The 13006-nt window shown below is 68.2% G+C and carries 13 protein-coding genes; 5 read left to right on the forward strand and 8 right to left on the reverse strand.

Going from position 1 to position 13006, the window contains the following annotated elements; genetic code table 11:
• The first annotated feature begins 10 nt into the window (after positions 1 to 10).
• Genes QRM96_RS12415 through QRM96_RS12425 form a run of 3 tightly spaced genes read left to right on the forward strand, consistent with a single transcriptional unit; the run spans position 11 to position 4745 of the window.
• Positions 11 to 1033 (forward strand): 3-oxoacyl-ACP synthase III, encoded by a 1023-nt coding sequence (locus QRM96_RS12415; protein WP_026264216.1) that lies wholly within the window; start codon positions 11 to 13, stop codon positions 1031 to 1033.
• Entirely contained in the window at positions 1027 to 3753 is a 2727-nt protein-coding gene (locus QRM96_RS12420; RefSeq protein ID WP_285319868.1) for an alpha/beta fold hydrolase, read from the forward strand. Before QRM96_RS12415 ends, QRM96_RS12420 begins: the two co-directional genes overlap by 7 nt.
• On the forward strand, positions 3750 to 4745 hold the full coding sequence (locus tag QRM96_RS12425) for an NAD-dependent epimerase/dehydratase family protein (protein ID WP_285319869.1): 996 nt from the start codon (positions 3750 to 3752) through the stop codon (positions 4743 to 4745). The genes QRM96_RS12420 and QRM96_RS12425 overlap by 4 nt, the downstream gene beginning before the upstream one ends.
• A gap of 19 nt (positions 4746 to 4764) precedes the next feature.
• On the opposite strand, the gene QRM96_RS12430 is transcribed toward QRM96_RS12425, so the two are convergent.
• The 7 genes from QRM96_RS12430 to coaD form a co-directional block, all read right to left on the reverse strand.
• Positions 4765 to 5775 (reverse strand): TolB-like translocation protein, encoded by a 1011-nt coding sequence (locus QRM96_RS12430; protein ID WP_285319870.1) that lies wholly within the window; start codon positions 5773 to 5775, stop codon positions 4765 to 4767.
• Positions 5772 to 7055, reverse strand: a complete 1284-nt coding sequence (locus QRM96_RS12435) for an MFS transporter (RefSeq protein WP_285319872.1) — start codon at positions 7053 to 7055, stop codon at positions 5772 to 5774. The genes QRM96_RS12430 and QRM96_RS12435 overlap by 4 nt, the downstream gene beginning before the upstream one ends.
• Positions 7056 to 7185: 130 nt before the next feature.
• Positions 7186 to 8154, reverse strand: a complete 969-nt coding sequence (gene mutM, locus QRM96_RS12440) for a bifunctional DNA-formamidopyrimidine glycosylase/DNA-(apurinic or apyrimidinic site) lyase (RefSeq protein WP_285319873.1) — start codon at positions 8152 to 8154, stop codon at positions 7186 to 7188.
• Between the two features lie 5 nt (positions 8155 to 8159).
• The gene (gene rnc / locus QRM96_RS12445; protein ID WP_109045009.1) at positions 8160 to 8888 is read right to left on the reverse strand and encodes a ribonuclease III; all 729 of its coding nucleotides are present in this window, start codon (positions 8886 to 8888) and stop codon (positions 8160 to 8162) included.
• A gap of 20 nt (positions 8889 to 8908) precedes the next feature.
• Positions 8909 to 9112, reverse strand: coding sequence for a 50S ribosomal protein L32 (gene rpmF, locus QRM96_RS12450; RefSeq protein ID WP_009356569.1), 204 nt, complete (start codon positions 9110 to 9112; stop codon positions 8909 to 8911).
• A gap of 36 nt (positions 9113 to 9148) precedes the next feature.
• A complete protein-coding gene (locus QRM96_RS12455) occupies positions 9149 to 9673 on the reverse strand; it encodes a YceD family protein (RefSeq protein ID WP_081624091.1) in 525 nt (174 codons plus the stop codon).
• 122 nt (positions 9674 to 9795) lie between these two features.
• Positions 9796 to 10296: a pantetheine-phosphate adenylyltransferase gene (coaD, locus tag QRM96_RS12460; RefSeq protein ID WP_026264218.1), complete on the reverse strand. Its 501-nt coding sequence runs from the start codon at positions 10294 to 10296 to the stop codon at positions 9796 to 9798.
• Between the two features lie 43 nt (positions 10297 to 10339).
• Between coaD and QRM96_RS12465 the strand changes: the two genes are divergently transcribed.
• Both QRM96_RS12465 and QRM96_RS12470 read left to right on the forward strand, forming a co-directional pair.
• Positions 10340 to 11569 (forward strand): aminotransferase class I/II-fold pyridoxal phosphate-dependent enzyme, encoded by a 1230-nt coding sequence (locus QRM96_RS12465; RefSeq protein WP_285319876.1) that lies wholly within the window; start codon positions 10340 to 10342, stop codon positions 11567 to 11569.
• Positions 11569 to 12357, forward strand: a complete 789-nt coding sequence (locus QRM96_RS12470) for a spermidine synthase (RefSeq protein ID WP_285319878.1) — start codon at positions 11569 to 11571, stop codon at positions 12355 to 12357. The genes QRM96_RS12465 and QRM96_RS12470 overlap by 1 nt, the downstream gene beginning before the upstream one ends.
• 9 nt (positions 12358 to 12366) lie before the next feature.
• Here the strand turns inward: QRM96_RS12470 and rsmD are convergent, their stop codons facing one another.
• A complete protein-coding gene (gene rsmD, locus QRM96_RS12475) occupies positions 12367 to 12981 on the reverse strand; it encodes a 16S rRNA (guanine(966)-N(2))-methyltransferase RsmD (protein ID WP_018760025.1) in 615 nt (204 codons plus the stop codon).
• Positions 12982 to 13006 lie beyond the last annotated feature (25 nt).

Raw genomic sequence — 13006 nt, forward strand, 5'->3', positions numbered from 1 at the left:
GGGGCTTGAATTGGCAGGTAACGCAACCTTCCGGCACAGCAATACCGCGCTGCTTTCCGTAAGCAGCGTCGAGGCTCCGCGGATCGTCAGCTCCACGGATTTCGACCGCAAACTGGCTTCCACCCTGCAGAGGCTGAAGTTTCCGCCGCGGCTGCTCGAGCGCGTGGCCGGTATCACGCACCGCCGCTGGTGGGCCGCGGGGACCTCTTTCGATGATGCTGCCATCGAGGCCGGCGCCAAAGCTTTGGCCGAGGCGGGCATCGAAGCGTCGGAGGTGGGCCTGCTGATCAACACGTCAGTGACGCGGCGGAACCTGGAACCATCCGTTGCGGTGAAGATCCATCACGGACTCAGCCTGCCGTCGTCGGCCATGAACTTCGACCTCGCCAATGCCTGCCTGGGGTTCGTCAACGCCCTGACCCTGGCCGCCAACATGATCGATTCCGGCCAGATCCGGTACGCAGTGATCGTTAACGGCGAGGATGCCCAGCTGACCCAGGAAGCCACGCTTGCCCGGCTGCAGCGCCCCGAAACGACGCGTGACGATTTCAACCGGGAATTCGCCACCCTGACGCTCGGTTCCGGGGCGGCCGCCGCCGTCCTGGGTCCGGCGGACCAGCACCCGGGCGCCCACCGGATCGTGGGCGGTGTGATGCGGGCCGGCACCGAGCACCACGAACTCTGCGTGGGCGGCATCGACGGCATGGCCACCGACACCAAGGGCTTGCTCGACGGCGGCCTGCAACTGGTGGTCGATGCCTGGCATGAGGCCCAGCCGGAGTGGGACTGGGCGGAGATGGACCGCTACGTCACGCACCAGGTGAGCAATGCCTACACCCAGGCGATCATCAACGCGATCGACCTTGATCCGGACAAGGTACCCATCACCTTCCCGCACTGGGGCAACGTGGGCCCCGCGTCGTTGCCGATGACGCTGGCCGCCGAGACGCAGACGCTGGGAAGCGGTGACAGGGTCCTGTGCATGGGCGTCGGTTCGGGCCTGAACACCGCAATGCTGGAAATCGTTTGGTGACCGCGGCCTGGCCGGGAGTGGACGCCGAATGGTCGCGCCGGATCGAGGTTCCGTCCACCGCTGCCGCGGACCCGGCAGGCACGGTGCGCCGCTGGCATGTGCTCGATAACGGCCCGCAACTGGAGCGGCTGGGCCTGGCCCCGGCCGGAACCCTGCTGTGCGTGCACGGCAACCCCACCTGGTCCTACCTCTGGCGGAGTTTCCTGGCCGCCGGAACCGATCCGGTCCATCCCTGGCGCGTGGTGGCGGTGGACCAACTGGATATGGGCTTCTCCGAACGCACCGGTGTGTTCCGCCGCCTCGCCGACAGGATCAGGGACCTCGGCGACCTCACCGATGCGCTGGGCCTGCACGGTCCGGTGGTCACCGCCGGCCACGACTGGGGCGGCGTGATCAGCCTCGGATGGGCCCTGGCCCACCAGCACCAGCTCGCCGGCGTGGTCCTCACGAACACCGCCGTCCACCAACCCGGCAGTTCCCGGATCCCGGCCGCCCTGCGCCTGGCGCTTCACCCCGCCGTGCACAAGTGGGGAACCACGACGTCGGACGCTTTCCTGCGGGTGACGCACTCGCTCGCCAGCCCGCCGCTGCCCGCGGATATCCGCGATGCCTACATGGCCCCCTACCGCGGGGCTTCCCGCCGTGAGGGGGTGGGAAACTTCGTCGCCGATATCCCCGTGGACGCATCCCATCCCAGCCATCCGGAGCTGGCGCGTGTGGCCGAGGGCCTGCGCGGCCTGGACGTCCCCGTCCTGATGTTGTGGGGCCCGCGGGACCCGATCTTCTCCGACCGGTACCTCAAGGACCTCATCCAACGGATACCCGCAGCCAAGGTGCACCGCTACGAGGGCGCCGGACACCTGCTCGTGGAAGACCGGGACATCGCACCGGCCGTCTTCGACTGGCTCACCGCCAACATCGCCGGCAGCGGTGCCGGGACGGACGGAACCGGGGCGGCCGGCAGTGCCGGGACGCAGGGCACCGGACAGTGCCACCCCGTCCCCGCCGCGCAGGACACGTTCCGCCCCCTCTGGGCACTCCTCGGTGAACTGTCGGCCGGTCCTTCCGGTACCGGGACCGCCATTTCCGAGATGGCGCCCGACGGCAGCGCCGGCCGCTCGCTCACCTGGGCAGAACTGGAAAAAAACGTTGCCGACGTATCGGCCGGGCTCGCCGGAATGGGCGTCGGCAGCGGAAGCCGCGTGAGCCTGATGGTCCCTCCCGGCGTGGACCTCACGGTGGCGCTCTATGCCTGCCTGCGCCTGGGAGCCGTGGTGGTGGTGGCCGACGCCGGCCTGGGCACCAGGGGGCTCAGCCGTGCCGTAAAGGGTGCCACCCCGGATGTCATGGTCGGGATCGACAGGGCACTGGCGGCAGCCCGGGCCCTCGGCTGGGCTGCCAGGCTCGTCAGCGTGCACGACCTGCCCGCCGCGCGCCGCCGCATCCTTGGGGTGGAAACGTCCCTCACCGCCTTGGCACGGGCAGGTTCCCGCAGTGGACACCGCACCGCCGTCGGGCCGGACCCGGACCAGCCCGCAGCCGTCCTGTTCACGTCCGGTTCCACCGGACCCGCAAAAGGCGTCGTCTACACGCACCGGCAGCTGGCAGCGATGCGCGACACCGTGGCGGAAACCTTCGGGATCCATCCGGGTGACCGGCTGGTGGCGGGCTTCGCGCCGTTCGCCCTGCTGGGGCCGGCCCTGGGCGCCGTCTCGGTGACGCCCGCCATGGACGTCACGGCCCCCCGAACCTTGACGGCACGTGCCCTCGCCCGAGCGGCCGCGGCTGTTGACGCAACGGTGGTCTTCGCCTCCCCTGCGGCACTGCGCAACGTCCTGGCCACCCAAGACGGCCTCACCACCGGCGACGCCGCGGTGTTGTCCCGCGTCGAACTGCTGCTCTCCGCCGGCGCCCCGGTTCCGGAACCCCTGCTCGCCGGGGTGCAGCGGCTGCTGCCCCGGGCCTCGCTGCACACGCCGTACGGAATGACCGAAGCCCTTCCCGTCACCGACATCAGCCTCGAACAAATCCGCGCCGCCGGTACCGGGAACGTAGCGGGGGCCGGCAACGGGGTTTGCGTGGGCCTGCCCGTCCATGGCGCCCGGGTTGCCATCCTCCCGCTGGCCGCGGACGGCACCGTTCCCGGCGACGGCACCACTCCCGGCGACGGCACCAGTCCCGGGGCCGAGCCCGTGACGGCGCCCTGTGTCACCGGGGAGATCCTGGTCAGCGCCCCGCATGTCAAGGAGTCCTACGACCGGCTCTGGCTCACCCAGCAGGCGAGCGCGGCCTCGGCCGGCTGGCACCGCACCGGGGACGTGGGACACTTCGACGCCGAGGGCCGGCTGTGGGTGGAAGGGCGCCTGGCGCACATCGTGACGGCTCCGGGGTCGGTGGTAACGCCGGTGGGCCCCGAACAGGCCATCGAATCCCTGGACAGTGTCCGAATGGCCGCCGTCGTGGGAGTGGGACCGGTGGGGACCCAGGCCGTCGTCGCGGTCGTGGAAACCGTGCCGGCCGTCCGCAAGGCCGGTCCCGCTGATCCCCAGCTGGCCGTACGGGTGCGTGCGGCGGCGGCCGCAGCCGGCGTGTCCGTTGCAGCTGTCCTGGTGGTGCCCGCCCAGCCCACAGATATCCGCCACAACGCCAAAATCGACCGGACCCGCCTGTCCCTCTGGGCGGCGAAGGTGCTCGCCGGCGGCCGTCCGGGAACGCCATGAAGGTCCTGGTCACCGGCGCGAGCGGGCTCCTGGGCCGGGAGGTGGCCGCTTTGCTGGTACGCCGGGGCCACGCCGTGGCCACCTTCCAGCGGCGTCCCTCCAGGGTCGACGGCGCCGAGGACCGTTGCGGCTCCCTCACCGACGATGCAGCGGTCCGGGACGCGGTGCGGGACATGGCCGCGGTGGTCCACCTTGCCGCCAAGGTTTCCTTCACCGGCCGTGCAGCGGACTTTGACGAGGTGAACGTCCAGGGAACCCGGCGCCTGCTTGACGCCGCCCGCGAAGCCGGGGTGCGGGACCTGATGTACGTGTCATCCCCCTCCGTGGCCAACACGGGCGCCGCAATCGCCGGGCAGGGCGCCGAACCGGCGGACCCCGGGCACGCGCATGGGAACTACGCGCGCACCAAGGCCCGCGCCGAACTGCTGGCCCTCGCAGCGGACGCCCAGGACTTCCGCACCACCGCGGTGCGCCCGCACGTCGTATGGGGTCCGGGAGACACCCAGTTGGTGGAGCGTGTGCTGGAGCGGGCCGCGCGGGGCCGGCTGCCCCTGCTCGATGCCGGCGCTGCCCTGATCGACACCACGTTCATTGACAATGCGGCGGCCGCCATCGTCGCGGCACTGGACCGCATGGGGCACGTCCACGGCAAGGCCCTGGTGGTCACTAACGGGGAACCCCGGCCTGTCGGGGAGCTGCTGGCAGGCATCTGCGCTGCAGGCGGAGTGCCGGCTCCGTCGTGGTCCGTGCCCGGCAGGCTTGCGCGGATTGCCGGCTCGGTGGTGGAACGGGCCTGGCTCCGGTTTGGCCGCCAGGAGGAACCTCCCATGACGGCCTTCCTTGCCGAGCAGCTGTCCACGGCCCACTGGTTCGACCAGCGAGAAACCCGGAGGCTCCTGGACTGGACCCCGGAGGTATCGCTGGACGAGGGTCTGGCGCGGCTGGCCGGCTACTACCAGCCAGGTTCAACGGCCGGCCCGCGGCGAACCTGAGGGCCGCGGAGCCGCCTTGTCAGCGGACGACGGCGGGCGACCAGGCATGCTCGATGAACAGCCGGGGTGCCGCACCGGGTTCCAGGGACAGCGACCAGATATCGCTGTCCGGGCCCGCCCCTTCCCTGGGCATCCCGTACAGGATGGTGCCGTTGTCAAGCCACTCGATTTGGTCGTCCAGGTCCCGTTGCTCACCCAGGACGGTGACGTTCCCGGTGGCCAGCTCGAGGACGGCGGGCTGCCGGGCTCCTGCCAGGGTTCCCGATGTGCTCTTCTTGAAGGCGATCCGTTGCCCGTCGGGAGAGACCGAAGGGCACTCGACCCCGGACGCGGCGATGGTGAGCGTCCGGGCGGCGATATCCCCGTGGACCAGCCAGATATTGCCCTGCGACGAGGCGGTGGCATAGAACTCATTCGGCTTGCCAGGGCTGAAGGTCACGCCCCAAATATTCCTGTCGGTGGCCTTGATCCGCGCGCCATGGTCCATCAGGGCGTAGTCCTCGAGGTTGGAATGGCTGCTTCCGTCCGCCGGGCCAATCAGTGTTTGCGTTGAGAAACTCGACGACGCATAGGAATGGCCGGAGACGAAAACGGTGGTGGCCACCAGGGAACCATCCGCACTGACCCGTGTCCTGTTGGGGATCCCGCCGAGTGCCCACGTCCCCTGCTGCACCAGCGACCCGTCATAGGTTGAAGCCTCGAAGGAGGTGGGCATCCCGTTCCTGGTCTCCAGGCAGCTGACCAGATTCCGGGCCGCGTAGACCCTGTCGCAGGCCTTGCCCAGGAGGGTCCGCCGGCCGTTTGGTTCAGACAGGGCCGCAGTGGCTGCCTCCCCGAATCCTTGGCCGGGGGCCGTGTTCCTGAACAGCACGAAGGGGCCGGACGGCAATGCACCGGCGGAGGCAACCTGCACGTCCGGGGCGGCCTGCCGGCTCGCGCTTGACTGCTGGTAGGCGGTGAACGCCTGGGCACCTGCGGCGCCAAGTGTGGCTATGACGACCGCAAGCAGTAAGAGCAGCCGCTTCCTCACGAGGCGGGCACCGCTGCGGTGCTGCCGCGGAACAGCAGCGCTGCTCCTGCGATGGCTGCCGCCAGCAACGCAGTCGCGATGGCAACGGCCATGCCCGGCCCGGCCGCGAACCAGAGGACGCCAAATCCGGATGCGGCCGCCATCCGGCTGACGGCCACCACCGTCTGCGCGGTGCCCAGGGCGGTGCCCAGCCTTTCGGGCGGTGCCAGCTGGCTGACAAGCGCCGCCAGGACACCGTCAGTTGCCGCGTAGAAGAGCCCCAGGAGCAGCAAACAACCGATGGTGGCGGGGATCCCTGCAGTTTGCAGCCCGGCCAGCAGGTAGCAGGCCAACAAGGCACCGTGGCCGGCCAGGAAGACCGGTACTCTCCCCCACCGGTCCGCGATCCTGCCGACCGGCACGGCGAACAGCAGGAAGGCGGCGTTGGTGCCCACGAACAGCAGCGGGAACCACTGGCTGGCGAAGGACTCACGGTGCTGGAGGAGGAGGTAGATGAAGCCGTCGCCGATGGTGAGGACGCCCAACAAGCCGGCGGCGGCCATGGGGCGGGCCAGGCCCGGTTCCCGCAGGCGCGACCACCGCAACAGATTCCAGCTGACGACCGGCCTGGACCGGCCGGGGTGTTGCCGCCGCCGCTGGAGCCGGTCCGGCACCACCAGGAGAAGCACCGCGACGCCGATCACGGCGAAGGCGAGTGAGACGCCAAAGACGGTGCTGAAGCCATTGGGGATCAGCATCAGGACCAGGAACGCGATGAGCGGGCCGGCGGCCGCCCCGATGTTGTCCAGCATCCGGTGGATGCCGAAGGAGCGCGCCAGGTACTCCGGCTGGGCCTCCGCCGCGATCATGGCATCCCGTGGCGCTGTGCGGATTCCTTTGCCGATCCTGTCGCCGGTGACGATGCCGGCAAGGGCCCAGAAGCCCCCGGCCACGAGGAACCCCGCCCGCGCCAGCATGGACAGCCCGTAGCCGGCAGCTGCCACGTACTTGGGATGGCCGGTGCGGTCGGACACCCAGCCCGCGCCGATCCGCACGATGGCGCTGGCGCCCTGGTTTATTCCGTCGATGACACCGAATGCGATGGTGGACAGCCCCAGGTAGCCCGTGACGTAGAGCGGGAGGATGGCGGCGACGGACTCGGACGATATGTCCGTCATCATGCTGACCACGCCCAGCCAGATGATCACCGGGGACAACCGGAAAGCCGGGTGGACCGAGGCAGGACCGGCGCCGGCCTGGTCCTGTTGGCCGCCTTTGCGGTCCGAGATCGAGATGTACAAGGGCTGCCTGTCCTTCCCGGGGCGGGAAGCGGTGCGCGTGCAGCGGGCCCCACCCGAAGTTCGTGCAGACAGTCTTGCAGCCGGCCCGCAGCCGCGGGTACCGAAGAATCCGCAGACCTGTTGTGGAAACCTACCAGCGGCCGTTCCGCGGCCGGGGCTGGCAGACCGGGCACGTGTGGGACGAGCGGTTCATGAACTGCTCGCGCCGGATGATCGACTGGATTCCCGCTGCGGCACAGCGTTTGCAGGGCTCGCCCTGGCGTCCGTAAGCGTTGAGGGACCTGTCGAAGTAGCCGGAGGCTCCGTTGACGTTGACGTACAGGGAGTCGAAGCTGGTGCCCCCGGCCGCCAGGGCGTCCAGCATCACCTCCCGGGCGCTGTCCAGGACCCGCTGGGCCTCGGCGCGGCGGAGCGTGTCGGTGGCCCGCGCGTAGTGAAGTTTTGCGCGCCACAGGGCTTCGTCGGCGTAGATGTTGCCGATCCCGGACACCAGCCCCTGATCCAGGAGTGCCCGTTTGAGCCCGGTTTTGCGTTTCCGGAGGCGTTGGTAGAAGAGGTCGAAGGAGAATGCGGGGTCCAGCGGGTCCCGGGCAATATGGGCTGCCTCCGCTGCGATCAACGGAAGCGGCGATTCGGCGAGACCGCCGGGGCCGCCGTCCTCCGTAGGCACCAGGGCAGTAACGAAAAGGCCGCCGAAGATCCGTTGGTCAACGAACCGAAGCTGGTCCGGCATACCCTCACGTGGACTGAGCCCCAGCCGTACTTTGAGGTGTTTTTCGTCGGGAACGCCGGGGCCCTGCATCAACAGCTGGCCGCTCATCCCCAAGTGGGCCATCAGTGCCACCGCCGGTGCCTGGTGCTGTTCGGCGTGTCCCGGCCCGGCCATGCCGTTGTCCGTCAGCGGCAGCCACAGGAATTTGCCGCGTCGGACGACGTCGGACACTGTGGCGCCCTCAAGGTTGCCGATGAAGTCCCCGGCCCCAAGGGCGTGCCGGCGGATGGAGCGCGGGTCCAGGACGTCGACGGTTTGGATGGTCCTGCCGCGGACCCAGCGAACCAGGCCGCGGCGCACCACCTCAACCTCGGGCAGTTCCGGCACGGAGGCTACTTCGCAGCTGCGGAGCCGGCGGACGTACCAGCGGCATCGTGGGCTTCAGCCCCGGAAAGCACCCGCCAGGCGTCGGCGGCCGCTTCCTGCTCGGCTTCCTTTTTGGAGTGCCCGGAGCCCTTGCCGTAGGCGTTGCCGCCGATGTTCAGGACGGCAGTGAACGTGCGGGCGTGGTCCGGACCCGAGCCGTCCACGGCGTAGTGGATGCTTCCGAGCTGCCGGCTGGCAGCCAGTTCCTGGATGCTGGTTTTCCAGTCGGTTCCGGCGCCCAGGACGGCGGCATCCTTCAGCATCGGGCCGATCAGCCGCATAACCAGCTGGCGGGCGGTCTCGATATCGTTGGAGACGTAGGTGGCGCCGATCAGGGCCTCCATGGTGTCCGCGAGGATAGAGGCCTTGTTCTTCCCGTGGGTGAGCTTTTCGCCCTGCCCCAGGTAGATGTATTCGCCAATGCCCAGGCTGCGTCCAATGCCGGCCAGGGCACGGGTGCTGACGACGGCGGACCGGCGCTTGGCGAGCTCGCCTTCGGGCAGGTCCGGGTTGTCCCGGTACAGGGCATCGGTCACGGAGAAGCCCAGGATGGAGTCCCCCAGGAACTCGAGCCGCTCGTTGGTGGGTATGCCGCCATTCTCGTAGGCATACGAACGGTGGGTGAGCGCAAGACGAAGCGTCCCGGCGTCAATAGAGACACCGAGACGCTTCAGAAGCTCTTCAGTTGACGACATCAGTCAGCCTGTTGGGCCGATTAGACGTCAGCGACCTTGCGGCCCTTGTACTCAAGGAACAGCGCGGTGCCAGCAGAGTCGGTAACGACCTTTGCCTGGTGCGGCAGGCTGTAGGTGACCTGGCCGTTCTCAACGGTCTTCACCAGGTGGGGGGCGGTCGCCTTCCACTGCGAGCGGCGGGCGCGGGTATTCGAGCGAGACATTTTCCGCTTGGGAACAGCCACGGCTAACTCATTTCTCTCTAGACAAACACGTACAAATCAATTTTGCCGGTCAGGCTTAGCCATATCAGCTAGGGCAGCCCAGCGAGGATCCAGGACCTCGTGGTGGTGCCCCGGCTCGTCTTCCAGGCGAACTCCGCATTCGGAGCAAAGGCCCTGGCAGTCTTCCCGGCACACCGGCTGGAACGGCAGGTTGGTGACAACCGCGTCCCGCAACACCGGTTCAAGATCGATTACATCGTGCTCGACTCGACGTTGCTCTTCATCTTCTTCTCCGTCCGAAAGCTCAGCGCCTTCATAGAAGAAAAGTTCTTGCACATTGACCTCAAGGTCATACGCAAGGGGATCCAGGCATCGGCCGCATTCGCCGGTTACTTCGACGGCTGCAGTTCCTGATACCAGAATTCCTTCGTGTACGGCCTCAAGCCTCAGGTCGAGCTCGACATCCGAGCCTTCCTGAACACCAATGAGCGCCACACCAAGATCACCCGGTGCGGGTACATGTTCCTTCAGTGTCCGCATGCTTCCCGGGCTGCGCCCGAGGTCCTTGACGTCGAACGCCAGGGGCGAACCAGCATCTCTTTTAATGAGAACTCCTGTTGAACATATGACCGACGTACCATCTTAGCCTGAAGAGCCATGGTGACTCAAACCGGCATGCGGCGGCGCCGAAGTACCCATCCAGCCTACCGTCTTGGCTGCTGATCCGGGCCAGGCTCGCCGGTCACCAGGCGGCGGTGCACCGAGCGGGGCACGTAATCGGAGACGCTCCCGCCCAGTGCCGCCACCTCCTTGATCAGGGTGGACGACAAGTGGACGTAGCTGGCTTCCGCCGGGAGGAACACCGTTTCCACCCCGCTCAGCTGCCGGTTCATCGTCGCCATGGGCAGCTCGTAGTCAAAATCCGACGACGAGCGCAGCCCTTTGACGATGGCGGACACCCCACGGTGGCGGCAGTATTCCGCCAGGAGTCCCGCGCCGACAGGCTCCACCACGATCCCCTTGAGCGAAGCCAACGTCTCACGCGCCATGTCCAGCCGCTCTTCCAAGGTGAACATGTACTTCTTGGCGTAGTTGGTGGAGATGGCCACGATGACCTCATCAAAAAGGCCGGCAGCCCTGGCAATGACTTCGAGATGGCCGTTGTGGATGGGGTCGAAGGATCCGGGGCACACAGCGCGTCTCATGCTCCGAACCTACCCCATGGAAAGGCCGGGATACCATGACTGGATGCATCCTCCACGGGAACATTCCACGCCCCTGGCACCTGCTCCCTGGCAGCGGACCGCGCTCGGCGCCAACCTGCTGGCGCCCGACGGCGGACTGGGGGTCACCATCTTCGAAGAGATGACCACCCTTGCCGTCCGGACCGGTGCCATCAACCTGGGCCAGGGCTTCCCGGACGAGGACGGGCCGCTGGAGATCAGGGAGGCGGCGCGTGCGGCCATCGCCGCCGGAGCCAACCAGTACGCACCCGGCAGAGGCATCCCCGAACTCCGCGAGGCGGTGGCCGCGCACCAGGAACGCTTCTACGGGTTGACGCCCGATCCCGCCACGGAGGTCATCATCACCACCGGGGCCACCGAAGGCATCGCTGCCTCGCTGCTGGCGTTCGCCGGGCCCGGCGACGAAGTCCTGACGTTCGAACCCTTCTATGACTCCTACGGTGCGGTCATCGGCCTCACGGGCGCCACCCATGTGACCGTGCCGCTGGCCGCGCCGGACTTCATGCCCGACCTCTCCGCCCTGGAATCGGCATTCAGCGACCGCACCCGGGTGGTCCTGCTGAACAACCCGCACAATCCCACCGGCGCCGTTTTTCCGGAAGCCGTGCTGCAGCGCGTCGTGGACCTTGCAGCCAAGCACGGAAGCATCATCGTCACCGACGAGGTGTACGAGCACCTGACGTTCGGCGTCCACCATATCCCGGTGGCAACGCTGCCCGGGGCCGCCGGGATCACCATCACCATCTCCTCCGCGGGGAAGACGTTCTCACTGACGGGATGGAAGGTGGGCTGGCTCACCGGGCCGGAGGACCTGGTGGCCGCGGTGCGTACCGTGAAGCAATTCCTCACCTACAGTTCCGGGACCCCGTTCCAGGCGGCAATCGCCACGGGCCTGGGCCAGCCGGACGCTTTCTTCCACGGCATTGCGGCCACCCTGGAGAAAAAACGGGACATCCTCAGCGCGGGACTCAGGGACGCCGGGTTCGATGTCTTCACGCCCCGCGGCACCTACTTCGTCAACGTGGACACCGCACCGCTCGGCATCACCGATGCCCTGGACCTCGCCCGGCGCCTGCCGGCGTTGGTGGGAGTTGCCGCCATCCCGGTCCCCGTGTTCTGCCACCCCGAGGGTGCGGAACGGACAAGAAGCCTGCTGCGCTTCGCCTTCTGCAAGAAGACCGATGTCCTGGAGGAGGCCGCCTCACGGCTGGCAACGCTCCGCGGCAGGCTCTGATGTCCGGCGGCGTCGCGGGACCTGCGAGCCGGTTCCTGCGGACCACCGGACAGCACGCCACCATCGAACCGGACACGTTCACGGACGGCGGCTACGTGCTCAGCATCGGCGGGGCGGAACAGTCCCATGTCAACCTCAGCCGGCCCGACGAGATTTTCTACGAATACCTGCGCAGGATCGGCCACCTGGTGGATCTCGCCGCACCGTCAGGGGAACCGGTGAAAGCCCTGCACTTGGGCGCCGGTGCGCTGACCCTTGCACGCTACATCCAGGCCACCCGGCCCGGCTCACCGCAGTACGCGGTGGAGCTGGAACGCGAACTGCTGGACTTTGTCCTGCGGCACCTGCCCCTGCCCGAAGGCACGGACCTGACCACGATGATCGGCGATGCCCGGGAGGCACTAGGCACGCTGGCCCCGGGACTGGCATTCGACGTCGTCATCCTGGACATCTTTTCCGGGCCGGAGGCGCCTGCCCACATCGCGTCCAGTGGTTTCTACCGGGAGGCGCGGGGACGGCTGAGCCCGGACGGGGTGCTGATCGTCAATGTGGGCGACGAGCCCGCCCTCACGCTGGTCAGGAGCCAGGTGGCGGCCATGCGCGAGGCCATGGCCGATGTTGCCGCATTCGGGGAAGCCGGAATGTTCGAGGCACGGTACCCGGGAAACGTCATCCTGGCAGGAACGCAGGGCCCCTGGCCGGAGTCGTGGACAACAGAGCTGGCGGCCCGTGGCCCCCACCCTGCCCGGGTCCTGTCCGGCGTGGACCTGGACCCCTTCTCGGCCTAAGGCCAGGCCCTACCCCTCGGTCCCGTCCGGCAGGTCGTCGGCGGAGATGGCATCGGGCACCGACGGCTCGGCGAACCACAACCGGGTCTCGCCGTACTTCTTGTCCGCAAACCGTGCCATCCCATCGGGCCACTCGGGCTCCGGAGAACGCGAGGACCGCTCCACCACCACCACAGCCCCTGCTGCCAGGTGGCCGGCGAGCTTTTGGAGCACCGCGGCCAGCGCCGCTTCCTCCAGGGGATAGGGCGGGTCCAGGAACACGAGGTCCCAGGCAGCGTTGCCGGGCGCGCGGTCAAGGAAGGGCTCCACCCTGGCCCGGTGCACGCTGACGGTCTTGCGGCCAAGCACGCCGTCGATGAGGTCCGCATTGCGCTGGCACACCGCGCTGGCCTTGGCGTCGGACTCCACCAAATCCACGGACTGCGCTCCCCTGCTGGCACTTTCCACCCCCAGGGATCCGGAGCCCGCGTACAGGTCCAGAACCCTGGCTCCCGAGATCACGCCAAAAGCGTCGAGCCGGGAGAACAGCGCTTCCTTGACGCGGTCGGTGGTGGGCCGGGTCAAGGAACCCGGGACCGCGTTCAGCGGGGTACCGCCCGCGGCGCCGGAGATTATCCGTGTCATCGCGGCCGCCGCCGTCCGTCCGCGC

Origin of the sequence: Pseudarthrobacter sp. lyk4-40-TYG-27 (genome assembly GCF_030209295.1) — a bacterium.
Taxonomy (GTDB): domain Bacteria; phylum Actinomycetota; class Actinomycetes; order Actinomycetales; family Micrococcaceae; genus Arthrobacter.